This is a genomic window from Buchnera aphidicola (Aphis fabae), assembly GCF_009069125.1.
GTDB classification, from domain to species: Bacteria; Pseudomonadota; Gammaproteobacteria; order Enterobacterales; family Enterobacteriaceae; genus Buchnera; species Buchnera aphidicola_BB.
Genome location: NZ_CP042427.1, coordinates 341,181 through 365,551, shown reverse-complemented (window position 1 = coordinate 365,551; position 24,371 = coordinate 341,181). Strand labels below are relative to the sequence as shown.

The window sequence follows — 24,371 nt, the reverse complement described above, 5'->3', positions numbered from 1 at the left end:
GTAACTGGAGAAGTAAATATGGTAGTAGATACCTACCAAAAAAGTGAGTATAAAAAATATACACATCCTATTCCTAATCGAGAATGTATTTTATCTTTTTTAAAAACACATAAAGATTTAATAAATTTAAAAAAAATAGAAAAAAAATTTGGAATTAATAACCAAGAAGCTAAAAAAGCATTGCGTCGTAGATTAAGAGCAATGGAACGAGATAAGCAAATTATATATACATATAATTTTTATTATATTGTTTTAGAAAATCTTAATACAGTAATAGGAAAAGTAATAGGTCATAGAGATGGTTATGGTTTTCTTAGAAGTGAAACATTAAAAGAAGATCTTTGGCTTTCTGTTGAACAAATGAAACTATGTATTCATGGTGATATTATTTTAGCACGTGTTATAAAATCTGAAAAGAAAGGACGAAGTTCAGCAAAATTATTAAAAATATTAAAACCAAATAATGTTTTAATTGTAGGTCGTTATTATATTGAAAAAAAAATTCAATTTGTCGTTCCGTATGATAGTCGATTTAATTTTAAAATATTTGTTTTTTCATCAATTTTAACAAAAAAACTTTCTATAGGATCTATTGTTGTTGTTAAATTAAATAAAAATTATTTAAATAAAAAAAATAAAGTTGAAGGAATAATAGTAGAGGTTCTTGGCGGGAAAGAAATGAGAACTACTCTTGCTGTAGATATTGCTATACGCACTCATTCTATTCCTTATTTATGGTCTACAGAAGTTAAAAATCAATTATATAAAATAAACACTAAAATTGATCAAAAAGAATTTAAAAATCGTATAGATTTAAGACATCTTCCATTTTTTACTATTGATGAAGAAGATGCTTGTGATTTCGATGATGCTATTTATTGTAAAAAAAAAAATAGTGGAGAAGGAGGTTGGAATTTATGGGTTGCTATTTCGGATGTTAGTTATTATGTCAAACCTGGTACTCCTATAGATCAAGAAGCTTTAAAAAGAGGAAATTCTGTGTATTTTCCTTCGTTAGTTGTACCTATGTTACCAGAAAAAATATCTACAAATTTATGTTCTTTAAATCCTCACGTAGAACGTTTATGTTTAATATGTGAGATGAGTTTATCAGATGAAGGAGAATTAATTAAATACAAACATTATGAAGCAGTGATATGTTCTCAAGGACGTTTCACATATGATGAGATATTTAAAATTTGGAATGGTGATATTAAACTTTGTTTAAAGTATAATAAATTACTAAAGTACATTAAAAATTTGTTTTTATTGCAAAGAACATTAAAAAAATATGATATTTCTAAAAAAGGTGTTTATTTTGAAAATGTTGAAACTAAATTTATTTTAGATTCTAATTTTAAAATTAAAAATATTTACCAACATATAAGAAATGATGCACATAAATTTATTGAATCATGTATGATTTTAGCCAATATAGCTTCAGCTAAATTTATAAAAAAATATCAATATCCAATTTTATTTAGAAATCATGATCGACCTGATCAAGATAGCATTATGAATTTTCGAATTATTTTAAATGAATTGGGATTATCATTATCTGGTGGTGTAACTCCAGAATCTATTCATTACTCAGATTTATTAAAAAAAATCAAAAATCGTTCAGATTATGAAATGATTCAAACTTTATTATTAAGGTCTATGAAACAAGCTGTATATTCCCCAGAAAACCAAGGACATTTTGGTTTATCTTTGTCTAGTTATGTTCATTTTACTTCTCCAATTAGAAGATATCCTGATCTTGTTTTACATAGAGCGATTAAAAAAACATTATATACATTGGATAACAATAAAAAAAATTTGAAAACAAACAGTTTTTTAAAGTTTAATTCATATTATATAGGTAATATAAAAAAAATTGGAACACATTGCTCTATGACTGAAAGACGTGCAGATGAAGCTAATAGAGATGTTATGGATTGGTTAAAGTGTGATTTTATGGAAAAAAAAATTGGAAATATATTTACTGGTGTAGTTTCAAATGTAACTTCTTTTGGTTTTTTTGTTCGTTTAAATAAGTATTTTATCGATGGGTTAATTCGTTTAGAACATCTCAGTGATGATTATTATTATTTTGATTCTGTTGGATTAAAATTTATTGGAAAATCTACCAAAAATACTTTTTGTCTTGGTGATATATTAAAAGTAAAAGTAGTTTCTGTTAATTTAAATCAAAGAAAAATAGAATTATCTTTATGTCGTTAGTTAAGTTAATTCTTAAAAATTTTATTTTTTTATATTTTTTATCAAACCAAATTTAATTGATTTTTTTATTAAATTCAAATACCATGTATTTAAAATAGCTATAATTTTATAATAGTTCCTTGTTTCCTTGAAATAGCTACTATTTTTTATAATTTTTTTATAATCTAGGAAATGAAAAAATCCAAAAGGAGCATTTTGTGCGTCATTACGAAATAATTTTTATAGTTCATCCTGACTATAGCGATAAAATTAGTACAATAATTGAAAAATATAAAAAAATAATTCTTGATAATTCAGGAACTATACATCGTTTAGAAGATTGGGGTAGAAGACAATTAGCATATTCTATTAATAAATTACATAAAGCACATTATATTCTTATTAATATAGAAGCTTATCCTAAAGTTATTGATTTATTAGAAACAGATTTTCGTTTTAATATTGCAATTATTAGAAATATGATTATATCAGTTAAAAAAGCAATTCATGAAGCATCTCCTATAATCAAGTTAAAAGAAGAAAAAAAAGAAAAAAAATAATTATTGAAAAGTAATTTATTTTTACTTAAATATTTTTTATAAAATTTTTTAAAATATATATAAATTTAAAAAGCATTTTATTTTTAATTTTAAAGGAAGTTTTATATGGCACGTTATTTTCGTCGTCGAAAGTTTTGTCGTTTTACAGCAGAAGGTATTCAAGAAATAGATTATAAAGATATTTCTACGTTAAAAAATTATATTACAGAAAATGGTAAAATTGTTCCAAGTCGTATTACTGGAACAAGAGCTAAATATCAACGTCAGTTATCAAGAGCTATTAAAAAAGCAAGATATCTTGCTTTACTTCCATATACTGACCAACATCGTTGATAGAAAATTAATTATTATATTTTTAAATTTAAAAGAGAATAATAAATAATGGAAGTAATTCTTTTGTTAAAAGTTAATAAACTAGGTGATTCTGGTAAAATTGTTAAAGTTAAATCAGGTTATGCTAGAAATTATTTAATTCCTCAAGGAAAGGCTATTTTAGCTGATAAAAAAAATATTAAATCTTTTGAGGCTCAACAAGTTAAATTAAAAGAAAAAAACATTAGTGAATTACTTTTTGCTAAATCTCGTGCTGAAAAAGTAAGACAAATAAAATCTATAACTATTCCTTCAAAAGTTGGAAAAGAAAATAAAATATTTGGTTCTGTAGGTATTAGAGATATTATTAAAGAAATGTCTCAAATAGGTATAAAAATTCATAAAAAAGAAATAAAATTACCAAATGGGTTATTACGTTATGTAGGAGAACATAAAGTAATTTTTCAACCACATAGTGAAGTATATGAATATTTTGTAGTTAATATAATTGCTAAAAAATAATTTATTTTTAGAATGGTGTTAGATGTTGAGAGAAATTTGCAAGATAGCTCGTAATGCTGGAGCTGCTATTATGAAAGTTTATTATTCTGATAAATTAATAGATATTTCTTATAAATTTGATACAAGTCCTGTGACTAATGCAGATAAAATTGCTAATAAAATTATTAAAAACGGCTTAGTTACTATTACTCCTAATATTCCAATATTATCGGAAGAAGATGTAAATAATTTTAAATATAATAAAAATTGGAATATTTATTGGTTAATTGATCCATTAGATGGAACTAAAGAGTTTTTAAAAAAAAATGGTGAATTTACAGTTAATATTAGTTTAATTGAATATGGTATACCTATATTAGGTGTTATATATGCTCCTTATTTTAATACTTTATATTACGCTTATAAACAAAAATCTTGGAAAATAAATTCATTAGGATATAAAGAAAAAATTTCTGTAGTCCAATCTAATATACCAAAATTTATTATTAGTCGTTCACACCCCAATGAAAAACTACATGATTTTTTAAATAAAACAGAAAAAAAGTATACAATAAAAAAACTAGGTTCATCGCTGAAATTTTGTTATATAGCAGAAGGAAAAGCACAAGTTTATCCAAGATTTGGACAAACATATATTTGGGATACTGCAGCGGGGCATGCGATTGTTACAGCTGCAGGAGGAAAAGTCATAACATATAATGAAAAAAAAGATTTAAATTATTCTTTGCTTTCTAGAAGATCTTTAACCAATTCAGATTTTTTAGTTTTATCATAATTTTAAAATATATTTTAATAGTACATTAATGATTATGAATACAAATCAAATTCAAATTCAAATTAAATTTTTAAGTTCTGAAATTAAAAATAATGATACTTTTTTGCCTGAATATGCTACTTCTGGTTCTTCTGCATTAGATCTTAAAGCATGTATAAGTAAAAAAATAATTTTACCTTCTAAAGAAGTTATTTTAATTCCAACTGGAATTTCAATATATATTGAAAATCCTTATATTACTGCTTTAATTTTACCTCGTTCTGGATTAGGTCATAAAGATGGTATTGTTTTAGGTAATTTAGTCGGTTTAATTGATTCAGATTATCAAGGGGAATTAATGGTTTCATTATGGAATAGAAGCATAAAAGATTTTTGTATTTATCCTAATAATCGAATCGCGCAAATAGTATTTGTTCCAATTATTCGTCCTATATTCACTGTAGTAAAAAAATTTAAAAAAACTACTCGTTTTAAAAGTGGATTTGGTCATTCTGGAATATAAATACTAAACTTTTAAAAAGTTCCATGTTCTTCATGATATTCTATTAATTTATTAGCGTATTTTTTTAATTTGTCTTTTTTTGAAAGATAAATAATTAAATCATTAATTGTAATGATAGAGTTAATTTTATGAGTTTTTTGTTTATTTAGATAATTAATTTTATGTAAGTTACTTTCTCTTTTTTCTTTTCTGTCAAGTAGAACGAAAATCGAAGATATTTTAGAATTTTCTTTTTCAATTATTTTAATTGAATGATTTATTGACATTCCTGATGTTATTACATCATCTAAAATAATAATTTTTTTATTTTTTATATTTCCACCTATCAATTCTCCTTTTTCTCCATATTTTTTTTCTTCTTTTCTATTAAAAGAATATGGAATATTTAAATTATATTGATTTTTTAATGCGATTGAAGTAGAAACTACAATAGGAATTCCTTTATAAGCAGGTCCAAATAATACATCAAACTTAATATTTAAATCCATTATTGCACGTGCGTAAAATAATCCAATTTTAGCAGTATCTTTACCCGTTGATAATAGTCCTGAGTTAAAAAAGTAAGGACTGATTCGTCCAGATTTTAGTATAAATGTGCCAAAATTTAAGACTTTTTTTTTAAAAGAAATTCAATAAATTCTTTTTTCCATTCCATCAAATCAAATCCTAATTAATGGTAAAAATTTAGTTAATATTTTTATAAATATATGAAAATATTTTTTATTTTATAATTTTTTATGGCCCTTGCTGGATTTGAACCAGCGACCAAGCGATTATGAGTCGCCTGCTCTAACCACTGAGCTAAAGGGCCTTAATATTTTTATATCTTGTACTATAAATGAATTTCTTATAATAATCTAGACTTCTTTTAAAAATTTTATAGTTAATTTTTAATTTTATATATATATTTGACAGATATATAAATTTTTGATATATATATTAGTATTCCTCTGTAGTTCAGTTGGTAGAACGGCGGACTGTTAATCCGTATGTCACTGGTTCGAGCCCAGTCAGGGGAGAAAAATTTTATATACTCTTTTTATTAGTTATTAATGTAATTACAAAAATTTAGTTATTTCTTAATTTTATTATAAAAATTATTTTTTAATTTCCTCATAATCCATATCTGATATAATATATTATTTTAAATTTCAAAAGTAATAATATTCTTTTTTAATTATATTTTTTATATAATTCTTTTTTACATAATCAAAGATTTCATGTTTTATTTTATTTTTTCTTTTAAATTTATGTGTAAAATCTAATATATATTTAATTTTTTATATTGATAGTACTTAGAATCTTTATAAAAATTTCTTTTAATACAATTTATATCTAATTATTTAAAAAAAATTTTTTTAGAAATTTAATTATTTAAATTATTAAGATTATATAATGGACAAACATAAAAATTTTTTTTCTCAAAAAAATCAATTTACTTTATTATTTTATGATTATGAAACTTTTGGAACACATACATCATTAGATAAACCAGCTCAATTTGCATCTATTAGAACAGATGAAAATTTAAATATTATTGAAGAACCAAAATGTTTTTATTGTTTTCCATCAGATGATTATTTACCAGAACCATATTCTGTTTTAATAACTAAAATTACTCCACAGTATACGTTTAAATATGGTACTAATGAATATGAATTTTCTAGAAAAATATATAATATTTTAATTCAACCTAATACTTGTATAGTAGGTTATAATAATATTACTTTTGATGACGAAATTACAAGAAATATATTTTATCGCAATTTTTTAGATCCATATGAATGGAGTTGGAAAAACAATAATTCCCGTTGGGATTTATTAAATATTATGAGAGTATGTTATCTTTTAAGACCTAATGGTATTAAATGGCCTAAAAATAATCTTGGTTTACCTGTTTTTAAATTATCTGATTTAACTCAAGAAAATAATATATTTCATTATAATGCTCATGATGCGACTGCTGATGTCTATGCTACTATTGAATTAGCAAAATTAGTAAAAACACAACAACCAAAATTATTTGACTTTTTTTTTAAATATCGGAAAAAAAATGAATTATATAAATTAATTAATTTAGACAGTTTTCAACCTATACTTTATATTTCTAGTTATTTTAGTGCTCTACGTAATAATATGAGTTTTATATTACCTTTATTTTGGGATAAATATAATAGCAATATATTAATTGCAATAGATTTATTTAAAGATATTAAAAAGTTGATTAATTTTTTTAAAAAAAAACACTATCAAGATATAAGTAATAAAAATTTCTTTGATTTAGGAATAGTACTAATATATTTGAATCGTTGTCCTGTATTAGTTCCTATTCAGTTTATTCGAATAGAAGATATTGAAAGATTAAAAGTAAAAGATTTTTACATTAATGACAAAATAAATTTAATTAAATCAAATTATTTTATAATAAATTATATAAAACATTTTTTTTCTAAAAAAAATATATTTCAAGAAATTTCAAATGTAGATTTGAAAATCTATCATAGTTTTTTTAATGTGAAAGATAAACAATTAATAAAAAAAATTAGTAATACTAAACCGATGAATTTAAAAAATATTAAATTAGATTTTCAAGATATACGTTTAAACGAACTCTTTTTTCGATATAAAGCTCGTAATTTTATGTTTTTATTAAATACTAATGAAAAAAAAATTTGGTTTAATCATTGTTTGAAAGTTTTTGATCGGTGTATTTTGAAAGCATATATAAACAAGATTGAAAGTCTTTTAGAAGAATTTTCTTCTGATGCAGAAAAAGTAAGTTTATTAAATAAACTATTAAAATATATTTTTAAAAAATATAAAACTTTATTTTATCAAAAAATTAATTTAGATTAATTTCTTTAATACAACTAAATTGATATTTTTTTAAGATCCAAAATAATTTATGAAATTCTTTGTTATACTTTGAATATAAAAAAATATTTTTTTTTATATTTTGTTTTTTTTTATTTTTTAAAAAATGTTTTTGAACTATTTTAGAAACATTTTCATGAGAATCTAAAAAAATAATTGGTTGATAAAAAATATTTTGAATTTCATTTTTTAAAAATGAAAAATGGGTACATCCTAGATATATTGTATCAGGTTGTTCTGAAAGTATAATCCAGGAATGAAAAATTTTTTTTAGTTCTAAACTAGAAATTGATAGTTTTTTAATTTTTTTTTCAGCAATTTTTGCTAGTTGATTTGTAGCTATTATTTGTATATTTTGATGATGTGTATATTTAGCAATAATTTTTTTAATATATAAACTTTTTACTGTAGCTTTAGTTGCTATAAAACCAATATTATTGTTTTTTGTAACTTTAGTTGCTTTATCTAATAAAGGTAAAACCCCAATAATAGGAATATTAAAAGCTTTTTTTAATATAGTTAAAGATATTGTACTTGCAGTATTACAAGCAATAACAACTAATTTAATTGGATAAATTTTTTTAATTATATTAATTATTTTAATACTTCTTTCAATAATAAAAGATTCTTTTTTTTCTCCATAAGGAAATCCTTCATTATCTAATAAATATATATAATTTATATTAGGAATATTTTTTTTAATATTTTCTAATATAGAAATCCCACCTATGCCAGAATCAAATATAAGCACTTTTTTAGTAAATTAATATGTTGAACTTAATGTAAATTTGATTTAGTAAATATATTTTTTATTTTTAAACAATATTTTTAAATAAAAATAATTTCATATATTTTTCTATTTTTTTTTGATCTGTTTGATTCATCATATTTAATTTTTTCTCATTTATTAATTTAGTTTGTTGTATTATCCATTTTTTCCAAGCTTTTTTAGATATTTTATGGTATATTTTTTTTCCTAATTCTCCTGGATATGGTGGGGATTCATGACCTTCAGATTCTTTTTTTAAAAATATACAAAAAATTTTACGAGACATTAATTTTAATTTTTCCTTTTATTAGCAAATTATATTAATAATTTTAAGATTTTTTCTACTAATTTAGGTAATCCTATTTTTTGAGGTTTTCTTAAATTATACCAAATTCCTTGTTTTTTAATATCTAAAAAATTGTGTTTAAAAAATAATTTTATTAATATTGGAGTAGCTTGTATTGTAAAATGACTAAACTCATGATTAAATGAATTAATTTCTTTATATTTTTTAATATTAATTTTATTTTCTTTAAGCCATTGTATGGCTTTATTTTTTTTTTCGAAACTTGGAAAACAAAATAAATTATTCCAAATATTTTTTATGGTGTTTTTTTTTAGCCAAATTTCATCTTTAAAATAAATTATGATAAACCAGTATTTTTTTGTTAATTTTATTTTTTTATTGTTTTGAAAAGAATATTTTTTCCATTCTTTTTCTTGATAAGCAGTACATTTTATATTTAATGGACAAATATTACATTTAGGTGTTTTAGCAGTACAAATTAATGAACCTATATCAATTATTCCTTGATTAAAAGCACCAGTGTGATGAATAGGAGTTACATTTTCTATTAGATTCCATAGTTTTTTTTCGGTTTTAGTGTTTTTTAAGCATCCAGAAACTCCGTAATATCGGATTAAAATTCTTTTGACATTACCATCTAAAATAGAAAAAAAATAGTTTAATGTAAAAGATAAAATAGCTCCTGCAGTAGATTTTCCTATACCTGGTAATTTTACTAAATCTAAAATATTTTTTGGAAATTTTCCGTTAAATTTATTTTTTATGATTTTAGCTGTTTCATAAATATTTTTAGCTCTGTTATAATATCCCAGTCCACTCCATAAATATAAAATGTCATTTAAAGTACCATCATTTAAAGCATTTAAATTTGGAAATTTTGATATAAATTTATTAAAATATGGAATAACAGTTGTTACTTGAGTTTGTTGTAACATTATTTCAGATATCCAAACTTTATATAATGTTTTATCTTTTTGCCAAGGAAGATTTTTTCTTCCATTTAAATGATACCAGTTTAGAACTAACTGTGAAAAAATATAAAATGTCATTTTAATAAAACTATTTATTAGTTAAAAAGTAATATATATGTATTTTTTTTAAAATAAGTTAAAATATAAATGTATTAATTTATAAAATATTTTATAATCAATAATTTACTGAAATATGAAAAACAATATTATAACACCTAAATATAAAAACGGGATATTTTTAAGACAAAATCAAAGTTTTGTATGTCGAAAAGGTCGAATAACTAAATCCCAGTTGAAATCAATTAAAGAATATTGGTCTTTATTTGGTATTAATTATCAATTAAAACCTATAAATTTTAAATCAGTTTTTAAACATAATTATCCAATTGTTTTAGATATTGGTTTTGGCTCAGGTGAATCTTTAGTACAAACAGCAATTCATTCTTGTGATCAAAATTTTTTAGGTGTTGAAGTATATCAATCAGGAATAGGTTCTTGTTTGCGTTTTGCTTATATTTCTAATTTAGAAAATTTAAAAATTATACACTACAATGTAGTTGAAGTAATTGAAAATATGATCGACAATCATACATTGTCAAAAATACAAATTTTTTTTCCTGATCCATGGCCTAAAAAACGACATCATAAAAGAAGAATGATACAATATATTTTTTTAAAAAAAATTTTAAAAAAATTAATTTTTGGTGGTATTTTACATATTAAAACTGATTCACAAGAATATGCTTCTTATATATTAAAAACAATAAAAAATATTGATAATTATTTAGATTTATCTCATACAAATACTTGTATTGAAAATTTTGTCCCTCATGTAAAAACTAAATTTGAAAAAAAAGCATATGTATTAGAAAAAAAAATTTTTAATTTGATGTTTCAGTCTAAATTTTAAGTATGTTCTTAATTTAAAAAAATTTTTAATAGTGAATTAAGAAATATTTTTCCTTTTTTTGTTGTTTCCCAAGAATCTTTGTTTTCTATTAAATATTCTTTTTGTAATGCTTTGTTAATATTATTTTGTATATCTGATATACTAATATTAGTACGTTCTTGAAAATGTTTTTTATAAACAGGTTGATGAAGTCTAAAAGTATTCATGAAATATTCAAAAGGTTTATCTTTTTCTAAAATAAGTTGTTTAGTGTTTAAATATTTTCCTTTTATAAATTCATTAATATTTTTATTTTTAACCGTTCTAATAATATCTCCGTTTATTTTAGTGATTTTACCATGCGCACCACATCCTATTCCAATATAATCTCCAAAATTCCAATAATTAAGATTATGTTGACATTTATAGTTTGATTTCATGTATGAAGATATTTCATATTTTATATAACCTGATTTTTTTAAAAATTTTTCACCTTGATTAAACATTTTGAATATAATATTTTCATCAGGTAAATGTAAATTTTTTGCATAGAAAGAAGTATTAGGTTCTATTGTTAATTGATACCATGATATATGTGTTGGATTATATTTAACAGTGTTTTTTAAATCTGATAAAACATTATTTAATGATTGATCTGGTAATCCATACATAATATCTATATTAAAATTATTATTAATTTTTTTTATTTCTTTTATTGCTTTAATAGCTTCTTTTTTATTATATGTACGTTCTATTTTTTTTAATAAATTTGAATTAAATGTTTGAATTCCTAAAGAAAATCGATTAATTCCTGATTTTTTATAATTTCTAAAATTTTTGTATTCTATTAATTTTGGATTAGATTCTATGGTAATTTCTGAAAATTTAGAAAGCTGTGTTCTTTTTTTTATTCCTTTTATTAAATTTTTAATAGATTCATTATGTAGTAAACTAGGTGTTCCTCCACCAATAAAAATATTATTTATCTTTCTTGTATATATTAATTTTAAATCCTTTTCTAAATCTTTTAGTAAATTTTTAATATATTCTGCTTCTGGAATAATTTCTTTGCTAACATACGAATAAAAATCACAATATCCACATTTTTTAATGCACCAAGGAATATGAATATACAAACTAATTGGAGGTAATTTGAGCATAATATTTTATTTTTAAAAAAGTAATATATATATTTAAAAATATTAACGATTAAAAATATCTTTTCCTATTCTAATCATATTACTATTATAAATAAGAGCAGTATCAATATCAAAACTTGTTCCTAATGATAATGTATCAACTGATTTATATTCATTTTTTAAAATATTAAATATGTTTCGGATATTTTCATAATTATAATATTTTATTACTTCTTTTTCTTTTTTAGGCATTGCCATAATTCCACGAAAATTAAGATGAGGCATTTTAGAAATAATTTTTGCTAGTTTTTTATAATTTTTTATACAAATACCATTTTTATTTTCTTCTTTAGAAATATTGATTTGCATTAAAACATTTATTGGAAGCTGTTTATTGGTTCTATGTTTGTTTAATAAAATTGCAATTTTTTCTCTATCAATAGTTTGACACCAATCAAAATATTGAGCAACTAATTTAGTTTTTTTTGATTGTAATTTTCCTATAAAATGCCAAATAATTTTGTTATTTTTTTTTAGTTTATTAATTTTAATAATACTTTCTTGAATATAATTTTCTCCAAACTCATATATTCCAGATGATAGAACTGTTTGAATTTTTTCAACTGATTGATTTTTACTAGCTGCAATAATTTTAATTTCTTTGAATAAAGAATTATTATTTTTTAATAAATATTGTATTTTTTTTTTAAGAATTTTTATATTATTTTCGATATTTTTCATATTTTAAAATTATATGTAATTAATTTTTATAAAGATTGATTAAACCAACTTTCCAATATAACAACAGCTGCAGTAGAATGAATTTTATCTTTTTTAAATGCTTTAAAACCATATTTATTAAACATTAAAGATCTAGCTTCTTTTGTGCTTAAACGTTCATCATGTAATACAACAGAAGTATGAAATTTATTTTTTAATAAATTAGCAAATTGTTCTGCTTTTTTTGTCATATTTTGTCGTGTTCCATCCATATTTAAAGGCAGTCCTACAACAATGCAATTAGGTTTCCATATTTTTAATAAATATTTTATATCGTTCCAATTTGGACATCCATTATATGCAATTAATTTATTTAAAGCTTTTCCTTTTTTAAGAATATTCTCTCCTACAGCTACTCCAATATTTTTAATTCCGAAATCAAATGCAATCACCATTGTTTTTTAATCTCTATTAATATATTTGATTTTCAATATAATCAATTAACATGCTAGTAATAGAAATATTTGTATTTAACTCAATTTCACAAATACATGTTGGACTGGTAACATTAATTTCTGTTAACTTATCGCCGATAATGTCTAATCCAACAAAAATTAGTCCTTTTTCTTTTAATATAGGAGATAAATAATCTGCTATTTCCCAATCCTTTTTATCAAGTTTTTGTATTTTAGCTGTACCTCCAGCTGCTATATTTGCTCTTGTTTCATTTTTTTTTGGAATTCTTGCTACACACCAAGGTATCGTTTGTCCATTAATAATTATTATTCTTTTATCTCCATATTTTACTAATGGTAAATAAGTTTGAATCATACAGTATTTTTTTTCATAATTAGTCATAATTTCTGCAATTACTAAGAAATTTAAATCATTTTCTTTAATACGGAAAATACTTGCTCCTCCCATATTATCTAAAGGTTTAATAATTATATCTTTATGTTGTTTCCAAAAATTATATATTTGAGATATATTTCTGGTAACTAATGTATCTGGTGTAAACTTATCAAATAACGATGCAAATATCTTTTCATTACAATCTCTTAAACTTTGTGGTTTATTAATAATTAATACACCTTCTTTTTCTGCACGTTCAAGAATATAGGTTGCATATATAAATTCTATATTAAATGGTGGATCTTTACGCATTAATATAACATCTAATTGATTTAATGAAATATTTTGTTCTTGAATAAAATTAAAATAATTCGTTGTTTTTTTGTGTATTCTTATACAACGTGTTCTTGCATATGCTTGATTTTTTTTTAAATATAAATCATTCATTTCCATATAATGAATTTGATGATTTCTTTTTTGTGCTTCAAGTAAAATAGCAAAACTAGAGTCTTTTTCGACTTTAATGAATTGAATTGGATCCATTACTATACCAATTTTTAAAATCTTTTTTTTATTCATATATTTTAATTGTATGTTAAGTTGAATTATATAAAAACTATAGTTATATATTATATAAAAATTTTTAGTTAAAATTTTTTATTATAATAAAATGATAGTTTTCTTCAAAAATAATATTTTTATTTAATTTTTTAAATCAATCATATTTAGAGTGACAATAGTTGTCAAATCTAGACCAATGGCCATTAAATGTTAAACTAATTGTTCCAATAGGTCCATTTCTCTGTTTTCCAATTATAATTTCTGCTATACCTTTAAAATCACTGTTTTCATGGTATATTTCATCACGATATATAAACATAATTAAATCTGCATCTTGTTCTAAAGAGCCAGATTCTCGTAAATCTGAATTTACTGGTCTTTTATCTGCTCTTTGTTCTAAAGAACGATTTAATTGTGATAAAGCGATTACTGGTACTTGTAATTCTTTTGCAAGTGCTTTTAATGTTCTTGAAATTTCAGCAATTTCAAGAGTTCTATTATCTGAAAGAGATGGAACTCGCATTAGTTGTAAATAATCTACCATAATTAAAGTTAAACCATTATTTTCACGATAAATACGGCGTGCCCGAGAACGCACTTCACTAGGTGTAAGTGCTGAAGAGTCATCTATATAAATATTTTTTTTCTTAAGCAAAACATTAATTGTGCCTGACATTCTAGACCAATCTTCATCATTTAATTTTCCCGTTCTGATGCGTGCTTGATTAACCCTAGATAATGAAGCTAACATACGCATCATAATTTGTTCTCCAGGCATTTCTAAACTAAAAATTAAAACTGGTTTATCATATAACATAGCAGCATTTTCACATAGGTTCATAGCAAAAGTTGTTTTTCCCATAGAAGGTCTTGCTGCGATTATGATTAGTTCAGAACGTTGTAATCCTGATGTTTTTTTGTTTAAATCTTGATATCCTGTATTAATTCCTGTTACTCCATCATTAGGAGATAAAAATAGTTTTTCAATACTACCAATAGTTTCATCAAGTACTTGTTCAATATTTTTTGGTCCTGAATCTTTTTTAAAACGTTTTTCCGCTATTTTAAAAACACTAGATTCTGCATAATCTAAGAGTTCTTCACTTTTTCGTCCTTGTGTATCATATCCTGCATTTGCTATTTTATTAGCAACTAATATCATTTCTCTTACAATTGCACGTTCTCTTACTATGTCAGCATAAGCAATAATATTTGCTGTGCTGGGGGTATTTTTTGATAATTCAGCCAAATAAGAAAATCTACCAACACTTTCTAATTTTCCTTTTTGTTCTAAAGATTCAGATAATGTAATTAAGTCAATTGGATGTCCTGAATTTAATAATTGTTTCATTTCTTGAAATATTAAACGATGTGGTTTACTAAAAAAATCATCAGCAACTACATGTTCTGAAACAGAATCCCATTGTTCATTATCTAACATTAAACCACCTAATACTGATTGTTCTGCTTCTATTGAATGTGGAGGAATTTTTAATCTATTAATCTGATTTAAATATAATTTATTTTTACCCATATATATTGCATATACCATTATTTAGCAAATCACTTTGAAATTATATTCTAATATTACAACAATAAACTATTTGCTGATAAACTTACTTTATATCTTTTAAATTATTTTCAATATTATTCTCATAGTGTTGAAAGTATTTATTTAATTTTTTCACAAGATATGTATCTTATATCTTATTTGTAATAAAATTATTTTTTAAGTTATACTTTTACTATATAACATAAGAGGAATATCTTTATAAGGGGATATTTTTTACATGAATTTTTAAATAAACATTAATTTACTAAGATAAATTTTTTTATATTATAAATTAATATAAACGAAATTTAAAAATTTATACGTTCTTTTATTTAAATAATTTTATCATATTTTATATTTTTATAAATATTTAGATTTTTTTAAAATATATGTCAAATTTTATTTATTTTTTAGTAAAAACTTGTATAAGTTTTTTTATTATTTAAGATAGAATAAAAATAAATATTTTAAATATGTTTTTAAAAATATGTAATAATTTTATTTTTACAAAAAATAATTTAATAAAAGTAAAAAAATAATTTTAATTTACATAAATTAATATCGTAAAATTTATTTTAATATATAAATTTTTATTTTAATTATATATATTCTATTTATTCAAAATATAAATTAATTTAACTTTTTAAATATTTTTTAAATAATTATAGTTAAAGTATTTTTATTGTTTTATATATTTTATTACTAAATATATCTTTTTTGTTTATTAATATAATAAATTAAATATTTATTACGTACTTTAAATAATTAAAAATTCTATTTAAAAATATATTTATATTAATTAATTTAGAAATGGAGTTTTTATTATGGCAAGTCGAGGTATAAATAAAGTAATTTTAATTGGTCATTTAGGTCAAGATCCAGAAGTAAGATATATGCCAAATGGTAATGCAGTAGTAAATATGACGCTTGCTACTTCAGAAAATTGGAAAGATAAAAATACAGGTGAAACTAAAGAGAAAACAGAATGGCATAGAGTAGTATTATTTGGAAAATTAGCAGAAATAGCTGGAGAATATTTGCGAAAAGGTTCTCAAGTGTATATTGAAGGTTCGCTTCAAACAAGAAAGTGGCAAGACCAAAATGGTCTAGAGCGATATACAACAGAAGTTGTAGTAAATATTAGTGGTACAATGCAAATGCTGGGAAACCGAAATTCTAATTCTCATAATCTTTCTGCGAACGAAAACAAGAGTATTTTAAAAACAAAAAAAGTAGAAACTATTGATCCATCTAAGAATTTAGAAAAATATAAATTAAAGAAAGAACAAATTGATTCTTCAGAAATAGATTTTGATGATGAAATTCCATTTTAATTTAATTTAAAAATATATTTTAGCCCCATTTTTTGGGGCCGATGTTTTTTAGTATTATTTTAAATAATACTTTATATTTTTTTAAAAAAGTATTCTAATAAAATAGAGCAGAATTCTTCTTTATGCGAAATAAATGGAATATGTCCTGCTTTTTCAATGATTATAGACTGACTATTAGGACATATTAAATCAATTAAATTAGAAATTTTTTTAGGTACTAAAGTATCTAAAGATCCATATATACGTAAAAATGGAACTTTAATCATAGATATTTTAGATCTTAAATCCATTGATAATAGTATTTCTAATCCTTTTTTTAGTGTTTTTCGATTGGGTATATTATCTTTCTGAAATAATATTTTTTTTAATACCTCTAAATCTTCAAAATATTTTTTTTGTTTTAATATTTGTAAGGATAAAAAGTCATTTATTGTTTCGTAGTATTTATTTGATAAATTATGGTATATACGATATATATTTTTCTTTTCTATTCCTGGCCAATTTTTTTGATTGATAAAATAAGGAGAAGAAGCTACATGTACAAGTCCTAAAGTTTTTTTGGGATATAATAGGGCAAAATTAGTTGCAATTAATCCTCCAAGTGACCATCCTAAATAGATAGAATTTTTAGGCATATAAAAATTTAATATTTCAATTATTTGTTTAATACTAATAAGACTAAGTTTTTTATTCGATCCTATTCCAGGTAAATCAATTAGATGTAATTTAAAATATATGCTAAGTTTTTGAACTATAAAAAACCATATTTTACAGTTAATACCCCATCCATTTAATATCACAATATTAATATCTCCATTTCCTTGAGTTTTCCAAGTAAATTTTTTCATTTTTATTTCTAATAGTTATAAATATTATTCATAAAATATTAAATTATAATTATCTTGTATTTAAATTAATTAATTAGTAAAATTATTATAATTAAAATCAACAATTAAAACCAATAAAATATATTATAAAAATTACTATGATTAAAATTTCCAATGAAGCTCAAAATTATTTTATTTCACTTTTATCTAAAGAACCCAAAGGAACTCAAATCCGTGTTTTTATTGTTAATCCAGGTATGCAAAATGCAGAATGTAAAGTAGCGTATTGTGCTTTAGATGAAATCGAAGAATCTGACATTAAGTTAGAGTATAATAATTTTTATGTTTATGTTAATAAATCTATTATTCATTTTTTAAAAAATTCTGAAATTGACCTAATAGTGGACAAATTAAATTCACAACTTACTTTTAGAGCTCCTTATGCAAAAAAAAATATTGTGCATAAACAACTTTCTTTAGAAGAAAAAATAAAACATTTTTTAAATATAGAGATTAACCCACAGTTATTATTACATGGTGGAAAAGTAAATTTAATTAATATTTCTGAAAATAATATAGCATTAATAGAATTTAGCGGAGGATGTAATGGATGTTCAATGATAGGAGTAACTTTGAAAGAAATGGTTGAAAAAAAAATATTATCTTTGTTCCCTGAAATAAAAAAAGTAATTGATAAAACTCAACATTTACGTGGACATCATTCTTTTTATTAATAGATATTTAGAACAGTTAAATATTTTTTAATATTATAAAATATGTGAATAATTTGTCAGTTCCCCTCTCAAATTATTTTGCATTTGTATACGAATTTTTTTTATTGAAATATTTTGACTTAATAAAAAATGCAATTTAGTTAAAGCTGCTTCAATTGTCAAATCATAACCACTAATAACTCCAACTTTTTTAAGTGAATTACCTGTTGCATATCCATTCATATTAACGTTTCCAGATGTGCATTGTGTTAGATTAATTATAATAATATTTTTTTTAGCAGCAATATATAATTCTTTTAAAAAATCTTTATTTTGAGGTGCGTTTCCGATTCCGTATGTACATAAAATTAATGCTTTTACTGGATATAATAAAAAATTTTTTAAAATTTTGCTAGAAATTCCTGGATATATAGTAATAATGCTAATAGGTTGGGGTTTAATTTTATATACCTTTAATTTTTTTTGTTTTTTTAAAAGCTTATTTTTATATAGATAACGAATATTTATTCCTACTTCTAATAAAGGAGCTATATTAGGAGAAGAAAATGCATTAAAACCATTAGCATTAGATTTAGTCGTTCTATTACCTCTGTATAATTTGTGATTAAAAAGTAAAGTTACTTCATTAATAGGATAATTTACTATCATTAATAATGAATTTAACAAGTTTTGTCTTCCATCTGATCGTACTTCTGATATAGGAATTTGAGAGCCAGTTATAATAATAGGTTTTTCTAGATTTTCTAAAATAAAAGATAATGCTGAAGCAGTATATGCCATGGTGTCTGTACCATGAAGAATAACAAATCCGTCATACGTATAATAGTTTTTTTTAATATCATCTGCAATTTTTTGCCATTCTATTGGACTCATATTAGAAGAATCAATTAGTGGGTTATATTCTTTAATAAAAAAATTTGGAATTTCTGGACTATGAAATTCTGGCATTTTAATTAATTGTTGCTGAAAGTAACCAGCTGTAGGAACATATCCATTATTCGATTTTTGCATACCAATAGTTCCACCTGTATATGCAATATATATATTTTTTTTTTTCATTACAGTAACTCTGTTTTTATTTATAATTTAATTATAAATATTTTTATTATTACATAAAATTTAATTTATACCCATTTATTTATTTTAAAAATATTTTTAAATATAAAAAATACGATAATTTAAATTCATATGTTTTAAATAAATTATCTTTAATAAAAAGTTTTATAAAAAAATTTTTTAAAAACAAATTATTTCAATAGAGTCTATATGTGTAATTTAAATCATCAATTAGAAATAAAAAAAAGACGTACTTTTGCTATTATTTCTCATCCGGACGCTGGTAAAACAACTGTTACAGAAAAAATGTTGCTTTTAGGAAAAGTACTTCGAACTTCTGGTACAGTAAAAGCAAGAGGAAGTGGGAAATATGCTAAATCAGATTGGATGAAAATTGAAAAAGATCGTGGAATTTCTATTACAACATCTGTTATGCAATTTCAATATAAAAACATTTTAGTTAATTTATTAGATACTCCTGGTCACCAAGATTTTTCAGAAGATACATATCGTATTCTTACTGCTGTAGATTGTTGTTTGTTAGTTATTGATGCTGCAAAGGGAATAGAAGAAAGAACAAAAAAATTAATGGATGTAAGTCGTTTGCATAATACTCCTATTATTACATTTGTTAATAAGTTAGATCGTGATAGTCTTGAACCAATAGAAATTTTAGATCAAATTGAAAAAGAGTTGAAATTATCTTGTGTACCTATCACGTGGCCTATTAGTTGTGGAAGAAATTTTAAAGGTGTTATTAATTTAGATAAAAAATTAATTTATTTTTATAACAAATTTAATAAATCTAATGTTTTGAAAACTAATTGTGATTATTCAGATAAAAATGTATTAAAAAAATATATTAGCTCAGATTTACATTTACAAATTTATGAAGAATTAAAATTAATTAGTAATATATATTTGGACTTTAATAAAAAAGATTTTTTAAGAAGTATTATTACACCTATTTTTTTTGGTAGTGCATTAACTAATTTTGGTATTGATCATATATTAAAAAGTTTAATAAAATGGGCACCGCCTCCTATTTATCGAAGTACTAATACAAGAAAAGTACAACCTGCAGAAAAACATTTTACAGGTTTTGTGTTTAAAATTCAGGCTAATATGGATTTAAAACATCATGATCGTATGGCTTTTATTAGAATTGTATCTGGAAAATATACAAAAGGTATTAAATTAAGACATGTAAGAATAAAGAAAAATATTATTGTTTCTGATGCATTTTATTTTATAGCTGGAGATAGATTTTCTATAGAAACAGCATATCCTGGAGATATAATTGGGATACACAATCATGGAACAATAAAAATTGGAGATTCTTTTACAGAAGGAGAAGAAATTAATTTTATTGGCATTCCTAGTTTTGCTCCAGAGATATTTCGTCGAATTTTTTTAAAAAACCCATTACAACAAAAGCAATTAAAAAAAGGTTTAATGCAATTATCAGAAGAAGGTGCGATACAAGTTTTTTATCCTCTTCATAACAATCATCTAATTTTAGGAGCTATTGGTATATTACAATTTGATGTAGTAATTCAACGTTTAAAAATCGAATATAAAATAGATGCAATATACGAAAAAGTTAATATTAAATTTGCTCGGTGGATTACATCAGATAATAAAAAGAGTATCGATATATTTTCAAATAAAAATCAATCCTATTTAGCATTAGATAACTTTAATAATTTAACATATTTAGCACCTAATAAAGCAAACTTGAATATTATGATATCTCGATATATTGATATTAATTTTAATAAAGTAAGAGAGCAGTAATGTAGATTTTTTTAATTTATTTTTAGGTATTCAAAATGAAACGAGTTTTTTTAATGATCTTAGACTCTTTTGGGATTGGATCAAGTATTGATGCTGATAAATTTAATGATCATGGTGCTGATACATTTGGGCACATAGTAGAAAAATGTTTTTTAGGAGAAGCGAATAAAGAAAGAGAAGGTTCTTTAAAAATTCCTAATTTAAAAAAATTAGGATTAATTCAAGCATATCAAGCTTCAACAGGAAAATACCCTTTAGGTTTTCATAAAAAATTAGATGAATCTGAAATTATTGCTAGTTATGGTTTTGCTAGTGAAATCTCGTCAGGAAAAGATACTACTTCTGGACATTGGGAGATAGCTGGGGTTCCCGTTTTAGATGATTGGTATTATTTTAAAAAAGTTAATAATACATTTCCGAATATTTTAATAAATGAAATTTTAAAAAATTTTAAATTACCTGGTATTCTTGGTAACTGTCATGCATCTGGAACCGAAATAATTACTACATTAGGTGAAAAACATTTAGAAACAGGAAAACCAATTTTATATACTTCATCTGATTCTGTTTTTCAAGTGGCATGTCATGAACATATATTTGGATTATCTAATCTTTATAAATTATGTCATGTAATTCGTGTATTATTAAATAAAAATAAGTATAAAATAGCGCGAGTTATTGCTCGTCCTTTTATTGGCAGTAATAAATTAAATTTTCAGAGAACAGGAAATAGATTGGATTTATCAATAAAACCTCCTTCTATGACTGTGATGGAAAAATTAATAAATGAGAAACAAGGTAAAGTAGTTGCAATAGGAAAAATTTCAGATATTTATGCAGGTGTCGGTATTAGCAAAAGTATAAAATCCTTTGGATTAGAAGAATTATGTAATACAACTATAAACGAAATGAAATTAGCAAAAAACAATACTATTGTATTTACTAATTTTGTAGATTTTGATTCTGTTTGGGGACATCGTCGTGATGTTTCTGGGTATGCTAAAGGTTTAGAATTTTTTGATAGTCAGTTATTAAATATGATTAATTTAGTTAAAGAAAAAGACTTGCTTATTATTACTGCAGATCATGGCTGTGATCCTACTTGGGTAGGAACAGATCATACTAGAGAAAATGTTCCTATACTCATATATTCTCCTGCTAAAAAGACAAATTTTTTAGGTCATCGCAAAACTTTTTCTGATATAGGACAAACAATTTCAAAATATTTTTCATTATCAGAAATGAAATATGGTAAACATATGTTTTAAAAAATATTGATTTTAAAAACAAGGAAAAAATAAGTGTCTACTGTCCATATTAATAGCAAAAAAAATGATTTTTCAGATATAATTTTAATGCCTGGCGATCCTATAAGAGCAAAATATATTGCTGAAAATTATTTGAATAATTTTAAACAAATTAATAAAACACGTTTAATGTTAGCTTATACAGGATATTATAAAAATAAAAAAATTTCAGTTATGAGCCATGGAATAGGAATACCATCTGCTGCTCTTTATGTTAGAGAACTAATAACAGAATATAATGTAAAAAAAATTATTCGAATAGGAACTTGTGGTGCTGTACGAGATGATATAAACTTGCGTGATATTGTGCTTGGATTAGGTGCTTCTACAGATTCAAAATTTAATAGAATTCAATTTCATAATCATGATTATTCTGCTATCGCAGATTTTAATATCACTTATAATGTTTTTTTAGCTGCAAAAAAAATGAATTTTAAAATTCACATTGGTAATTTTTTTACTACTGATTCATTTTATACTGATCAAGATATGCTAGGTATTTTAAAAAAGTATAATATTGTTGGTATAGATATGGAGACAGCAGGAATATATTCTGTTGCATCTGAATTTAAAGTACAAGCTTTATCTATTTGTACAGTTTCTGATCATATTTTAAAAAAAGAGTCTGTTTCATCGAAAGATAGAGAATCTAGTTTTGATGATATGATTATTTTAGCCCTAGAGTCTACTTTATTAATTTAAATTTTTTTGTTTTTGGTGAGAAAGGGATTCGAACCCTTGATACGTTTCCATATACACGCTTTCCAGGCGTGCTCCTTAAGCCTCTCGGACACCTCACCTTAAATAAAAAATAATACAATAAATATTTGTTCTATTTAATCTGAAAAAGTAAATCACGTCAAGTTTTTAGTTTATAAAATATTTAAAAAATATTTGCAATAAAATTATAAAGAAATATAGAAAAAATAATCTTTACTCTGATAGAATATATTTTTTAGTTTTAAACTATCTTTAAATATTTTTTTAAAAATAACTAATTTGCTAAAAAATAACTAATTAACTATAAGGAATAAAATAATTCATGAAATATCTATAAAGTTTTTAAATGTTTATAATATTATTTTTTTTCGAATACTCTAGGTACGTTAATTTAGAATATTTATTAAATATTTTTGTTAATTAAAAAATTTAGAAGTAATATGATTTAAATTTAATTATTCTATTTTTAACGTTTTATATCTTTGCTAGCATTCATATATGCGGCACAGGTGGTTTTAACGAATTATTTTAGTAATAAAAATATGGCAGAAAAACGAAATATCTTTTTGATTGGACCTATGGGTGCTGGAAAAAGCACAATTGGTCGTCAATTGTCTCAACAACTTAATATGGAATTTTTTGATTCTGATCAGGAAATCGAAAAACGTACTGGAGCTACTATAAGTTGGGTGTTTGATATTGAAGGTGAAAATGGTTTCCGAGAAAGAGAAATGAAAGTTATTAATGAAATTACACAAAAACAAGGAATTATACTTGCTACCGGTGGAGGATCAGTACAATTTAAAGAAAATAGAAATATATTATCAGCTCGAGGTATTGTGATATATTTGGCAACGACAATTGAAAAACAGTTATCACGTACAAAAAGAGATAAAAAACGGCCATTATTACAAACAAATATATCAAATAGAATTATATTAGAAAATTTAGCGATTGAAAGAAACCCATTATATGAGGAAATATCGGATTTTAAAATTCATACTGATACTCAAAGTGCTAAGTCAGTTGCATATAATATAATTCGTTTATTAGAAAAAATATAGTATTAATAACTATTCACAACACATT

At 22.8% G+C, this 24,371-nt stretch carries 24 protein-coding genes, 3 tRNA genes and 2 pseudogenes; 15 read left to right on the top strand and 14 right to left on the bottom strand.

Annotated features, from left to right (window positions below; genetic code table 11):
• Window positions 1-18: 18 nt before the first annotated feature.
• From rnr to dut, 6 genes are all read left to right on the top strand, one after another.
• Window positions 19-2,223 (top strand): ribonuclease R, encoded by a 2,205-nt coding sequence (gene rnr, locus FQV33_RS01820; RefSeq protein WP_158348065.1) that lies wholly within the window; start codon window positions 19-21, stop codon window positions 2,221-2,223.
• A 197-nt stretch (window positions 2,224-2,420) separates the two neighbouring features.
• Entirely contained in the window at window positions 2,421-2,762 is a 342-nt protein-coding gene (gene rpsF / locus FQV33_RS01815; protein WP_158348063.1) for a 30S ribosomal protein S6, read from the top strand.
• A 105-nt stretch (window positions 2,763-2,867) separates the two neighbouring features.
• A complete protein-coding gene (rpsR, locus tag FQV33_RS01810) occupies window positions 2,868-3,095 on the top strand; it encodes a 30S ribosomal protein S18 (protein WP_158348061.1) in 228 nt (75 codons plus the stop codon).
• A 48-nt stretch (window positions 3,096-3,143) separates the two neighbouring features.
• Window positions 3,144-3,596 carry a 50S ribosomal protein L9 gene (gene rplI / locus FQV33_RS01805; protein ID WP_158348060.1) on the top strand — a complete coding sequence of 151 codons (453 nt, stop codon included), beginning with the start codon at window positions 3,144-3,146 and terminating at the stop codon, window positions 3,594-3,596.
• Between the two features lie 22 nt (window positions 3,597-3,618).
• Window positions 3,619-4,371, top strand: coding sequence for a 3'(2'),5'-bisphosphate nucleotidase CysQ (gene cysQ, locus FQV33_RS01800; RefSeq protein ID WP_158348058.1), 753 nt, complete (start codon window positions 3,619-3,621; stop codon window positions 4,369-4,371).
• Between the two features lie 34 nt (window positions 4,372-4,405).
• Window positions 4,406-4,873, top strand: a complete 468-nt coding sequence (gene dut / locus FQV33_RS01795; protein WP_158348056.1) for a dUTP diphosphatase — start codon at window positions 4,406-4,408, stop codon at window positions 4,871-4,873.
• An 11-nt stretch (window positions 4,874-4,884) separates the two neighbouring features.
• Here the strand turns inward: dut and pyrE are convergent.
• Window positions 4,885-5,528: pseudogene (pyrE, locus tag FQV33_RS01790) on the bottom strand (orotate phosphoribosyltransferase).
• A gap of 83 nt (window positions 5,529-5,611) precedes the next feature.
• A tRNA-Ile gene (locus FQV33_RS01785) sits at window positions 5,612-5,684 on the bottom strand.
• Between the two features lie 135 nt (window positions 5,685-5,819).
• Here FQV33_RS01785 and FQV33_RS01780 point away from each other — a divergent pair.
• A tRNA-Asn gene (locus FQV33_RS01780) sits at window positions 5,820-5,892 on the top strand.
• 81 nt (window positions 5,893-5,973) lie between these two features.
• On the opposite strand, the pseudogene FQV33_RS03160 reads toward FQV33_RS01780, so the two are convergent.
• Window positions 5,974-6,150 (bottom strand): annotated as a pseudogene (locus tag FQV33_RS03160) (DUF496 family protein); the annotation flags it as partial.
• 118 nt (window positions 6,151-6,268) lie between these two features.
• Between FQV33_RS03160 and sbcB the strand changes: the two are divergent.
• Window positions 6,269-7,729: an exodeoxyribonuclease I gene (gene sbcB / locus FQV33_RS01775; RefSeq protein ID WP_158348054.1), complete on the top strand. Its 1,461-nt coding sequence runs from the start codon at window positions 6,269-6,271 to the stop codon at window positions 7,727-7,729.
• Here the strand turns inward: sbcB and murI are convergent.
• From murI to mutY, 3 genes are all read right to left on the bottom strand, one after another.
• Window positions 7,716-8,498, bottom strand: a complete 783-nt coding sequence (murI, locus tag FQV33_RS01770) for a glutamate racemase (protein WP_158348052.1) — start codon at window positions 8,496-8,498, stop codon at window positions 7,716-7,718. The two genes, sbcB and murI, sit on opposite strands and share 14 nt — an antisense overlap.
• A gap of 64 nt (window positions 8,499-8,562) precedes the next feature.
• Window positions 8,563-8,802 carry an oxidative damage protection protein gene (locus FQV33_RS01765; protein ID WP_158348050.1) on the bottom strand — a complete coding sequence of 80 codons (240 nt, stop codon included), beginning with the start codon at window positions 8,800-8,802 and terminating at the stop codon, window positions 8,563-8,565.
• A gap of 29 nt (window positions 8,803-8,831) precedes the next feature.
• Window positions 8,832-9,872 carry an A/G-specific adenine glycosylase gene (gene mutY / locus FQV33_RS01760; RefSeq protein ID WP_158348048.1) on the bottom strand — a complete coding sequence of 347 codons (1,041 nt, stop codon included), beginning with the start codon at window positions 9,870-9,872 and terminating at the stop codon, window positions 8,832-8,834.
• A 115-nt stretch (window positions 9,873-9,987) separates the two neighbouring features.
• On the opposite strand from mutY, the gene trmB reads away from it, so the two are divergent.
• Window positions 9,988-10,704 (top strand): tRNA (guanosine(46)-N7)-methyltransferase TrmB, encoded by a 717-nt coding sequence (trmB, locus tag FQV33_RS01755; protein ID WP_158348046.1) that lies wholly within the window; start codon window positions 9,988-9,990, stop codon window positions 10,702-10,704.
• Between the two features lie 8 nt (window positions 10,705-10,712).
• Here the strand turns inward: trmB and hemW are convergent, their stop codons facing one another.
• The 5 genes from hemW to dnaB form a co-directional block, all read right to left on the bottom strand.
• The gene (gene hemW, locus FQV33_RS01750) at window positions 10,713-11,843 is read right to left on the bottom strand and encodes a radical SAM family heme chaperone HemW (RefSeq protein WP_158348044.1); all 1,131 of its coding nucleotides are present in this window, start codon (window positions 11,841-11,843) and stop codon (window positions 10,713-10,715) included.
• 42 nt (window positions 11,844-11,885) lie between these two features.
• Window positions 11,886-12,563 carry a YggS family pyridoxal phosphate-dependent enzyme gene (locus FQV33_RS01745; protein WP_158348042.1) on the bottom strand — a complete coding sequence of 226 codons (678 nt, stop codon included), beginning with the start codon at window positions 12,561-12,563 and terminating at the stop codon, window positions 11,886-11,888.
• Between the two features lie 26 nt (window positions 12,564-12,589).
• Window positions 12,590-12,997, bottom strand: a complete 408-nt coding sequence (ruvX, locus tag FQV33_RS01740) for a Holliday junction resolvase RuvX (RefSeq protein WP_158348040.1) — start codon at window positions 12,995-12,997, stop codon at window positions 12,590-12,592.
• A 16-nt stretch (window positions 12,998-13,013) separates the two neighbouring features.
• Window positions 13,014-13,973, bottom strand: coding sequence for a glutathione synthase (gshB, locus tag FQV33_RS01735; RefSeq protein ID WP_158348038.1), 960 nt, complete (start codon window positions 13,971-13,973; stop codon window positions 13,014-13,016).
• A 136-nt stretch (window positions 13,974-14,109) separates the two neighbouring features.
• The gene (gene dnaB, locus FQV33_RS01730; protein WP_158348036.1) at window positions 14,110-15,507 is read right to left on the bottom strand and encodes a replicative DNA helicase; all 1,398 of its coding nucleotides are present in this window, start codon (window positions 15,505-15,507) and stop codon (window positions 14,110-14,112) included.
• An 824-nt stretch (window positions 15,508-16,331) separates the two neighbouring features.
• Here dnaB and FQV33_RS01725 point away from each other — a divergent pair.
• Window positions 16,332-16,841: a single-stranded DNA-binding protein gene (locus FQV33_RS01725; RefSeq protein ID WP_158348034.1), complete on the top strand. Its 510-nt coding sequence runs from the start codon at window positions 16,332-16,334 to the stop codon at window positions 16,839-16,841.
• Window positions 16,842-16,912: 71 nt separating this feature from the next.
• Here FQV33_RS01725 and bioH read toward each other — a convergent pair whose 3' ends face one another.
• Window positions 16,913-17,689, bottom strand: a complete 777-nt coding sequence (gene bioH / locus FQV33_RS01720; RefSeq protein ID WP_158348032.1) for a pimeloyl-ACP methyl ester esterase BioH — start codon at window positions 17,687-17,689, stop codon at window positions 16,913-16,915.
• 137 nt (window positions 17,690-17,826) lie between these two features.
• On the opposite strand from bioH, the gene FQV33_RS01715 reads away from it, so the two are divergent.
• Window positions 17,827-18,402: an NfuA family Fe-S biogenesis protein gene (locus tag FQV33_RS01715; protein ID WP_158348030.1), complete on the top strand. Its 576-nt coding sequence runs from the start codon at window positions 17,827-17,829 to the stop codon at window positions 18,400-18,402.
• A gap of 33 nt (window positions 18,403-18,435) precedes the next feature.
• Here the strand turns inward: FQV33_RS01715 and ansA are convergent, their stop codons facing one another.
• On the bottom strand, window positions 18,436-19,461 hold the full coding sequence (ansA, locus tag FQV33_RS01710) for an asparaginase (protein WP_158348028.1): 1,026 nt from the start codon (window positions 19,459-19,461) through the stop codon (window positions 18,436-18,438).
• Between the two features lie 207 nt (window positions 19,462-19,668).
• Between ansA and FQV33_RS01705 the strand changes: the two genes are divergently transcribed.
• From FQV33_RS01705 to deoD, 3 genes are read left to right on the top strand one after another with little or no spacing between them, the layout of a single operon-like run.
• Entirely contained in the window at window positions 19,669-21,255 is a 1,587-nt protein-coding gene (locus FQV33_RS01705; RefSeq protein WP_158348026.1) for a peptide chain release factor 3, read from the top strand.
• 35 nt (window positions 21,256-21,290) lie between these two features.
• Window positions 21,291-22,523, top strand: a complete 1,233-nt coding sequence (locus FQV33_RS01700; protein WP_158348024.1) for a phosphopentomutase — start codon at window positions 21,291-21,293, stop codon at window positions 22,521-22,523.
• A 33-nt stretch (window positions 22,524-22,556) separates the two neighbouring features.
• A complete protein-coding gene (gene deoD, locus FQV33_RS01695) occupies window positions 22,557-23,264 on the top strand; it encodes a purine-nucleoside phosphorylase (RefSeq protein WP_158348022.1) in 708 nt (235 codons plus the stop codon).
• 13 nt (window positions 23,265-23,277) lie between these two features.
• Here the strand turns inward: deoD and FQV33_RS01690 are convergent.
• A tRNA-Ser gene (locus FQV33_RS01690) sits at window positions 23,278-23,362 on the bottom strand.
• 462 nt (window positions 23,363-23,824) lie between these two features.
• Here FQV33_RS01690 and aroK point away from each other — a divergent pair.
• Window positions 23,825-24,346, top strand: a complete 522-nt coding sequence (aroK, locus tag FQV33_RS01685; protein WP_158348020.1) for a shikimate kinase AroK — start codon at window positions 23,825-23,827, stop codon at window positions 24,344-24,346.
• The last annotated feature ends 25 nt before the right edge of the window (window positions 24,347-24,371 follow it).

Coding starts and splice junctions, on each gene's coding strand:
- FQV33_RS01715 (WP_158348030.1), top strand. CDS start 17,827: ATGATTAAAATTTCCAATGAAGCTCAAAATTATTTTATTTCACTTTTA.
- bioH (WP_158348032.1), bottom strand. CDS start 17,689: ATGAAAAAATTTACTTGGAAAACTCAAGGAAATGGAGATATTAATATT.
- rplI (WP_158348060.1), top strand. CDS start 3,144: ATGGAAGTAATTCTTTTGTTAAAAGTTAATAAACTAGGTGATTCTGGT.
- cysQ (WP_158348058.1), top strand. CDS start 3,619: ATGTTGAGAGAAATTTGCAAGATAGCTCGTAATGCTGGAGCTGCTATT.
- FQV33_RS01745 (WP_158348042.1), bottom strand. CDS start 12,563: ATGAAAAATATCGAAAATAATATAAAAATTCTTAAAAAAAAAATACAA.
- aroK (WP_158348020.1), top strand. CDS start 23,825: ATGGCAGAAAAACGAAATATCTTTTTGATTGGACCTATGGGTGCTGGA.
- mutY (WP_158348048.1), bottom strand. CDS start 9,872: ATGACATTTTATATTTTTTCACAGTTAGTTCTAAACTGGTATCATTTA.
- rnr (WP_158348065.1), top strand. CDS start 19: ATGGTAGTAGATACCTACCAAAAAAGTGAGTATAAAAAATATACACAT.
- FQV33_RS01705 (WP_158348026.1), top strand. CDS start 19,669: ATGTGTAATTTAAATCATCAATTAGAAATAAAAAAAAGACGTACTTTT.
- ansA (WP_158348028.1), bottom strand. CDS start 19,461: ATGAAAAAAAAAAATATATATATTGCATATACAGGTGGAACTATTGGT.
- sbcB (WP_158348054.1), top strand. CDS start 6,269: ATGGACAAACATAAAAATTTTTTTTCTCAAAAAAATCAATTTACTTTA.
- trmB (WP_158348046.1), top strand. CDS start 9,988: ATGAAAAACAATATTATAACACCTAAATATAAAAACGGGATATTTTTA.
- FQV33_RS01700 (WP_158348024.1), top strand. CDS start 21,291: ATGAAACGAGTTTTTTTAATGATCTTAGACTCTTTTGGGATTGGATCA.
- dnaB (WP_158348036.1), bottom strand. CDS start 15,507: ATGGTATATGCAATATATATGGGTAAAAATAAATTATATTTAAATCAG.
- ruvX (WP_158348040.1), bottom strand. CDS start 12,997: ATGGTGATTGCATTTGATTTCGGAATTAAAAATATTGGAGTAGCTGTA.
- FQV33_RS01765 (WP_158348050.1), bottom strand. CDS start 8,802: ATGTCTCGTAAAATTTTTTGTATATTTTTAAAAAAAGAATCTGAAGGT.
- hemW (WP_158348044.1), bottom strand. CDS start 11,843: ATGCTCAAATTACCTCCAATTAGTTTGTATATTCATATTCCTTGGTGC.
- gshB (WP_158348038.1), bottom strand. CDS start 13,973: ATGAATAAAAAAAAGATTTTAAAAATTGGTATAGTAATGGATCCAATT.
- FQV33_RS01725 (WP_158348034.1), top strand. CDS start 16,332: ATGGCAAGTCGAGGTATAAATAAAGTAATTTTAATTGGTCATTTAGGT.
- dut (WP_158348056.1), top strand. CDS start 4,406: ATGAATACAAATCAAATTCAAATTCAAATTAAATTTTTAAGTTCTGAA.
- rpsR (WP_158348061.1), top strand. CDS start 2,868: ATGGCACGTTATTTTCGTCGTCGAAAGTTTTGTCGTTTTACAGCAGAA.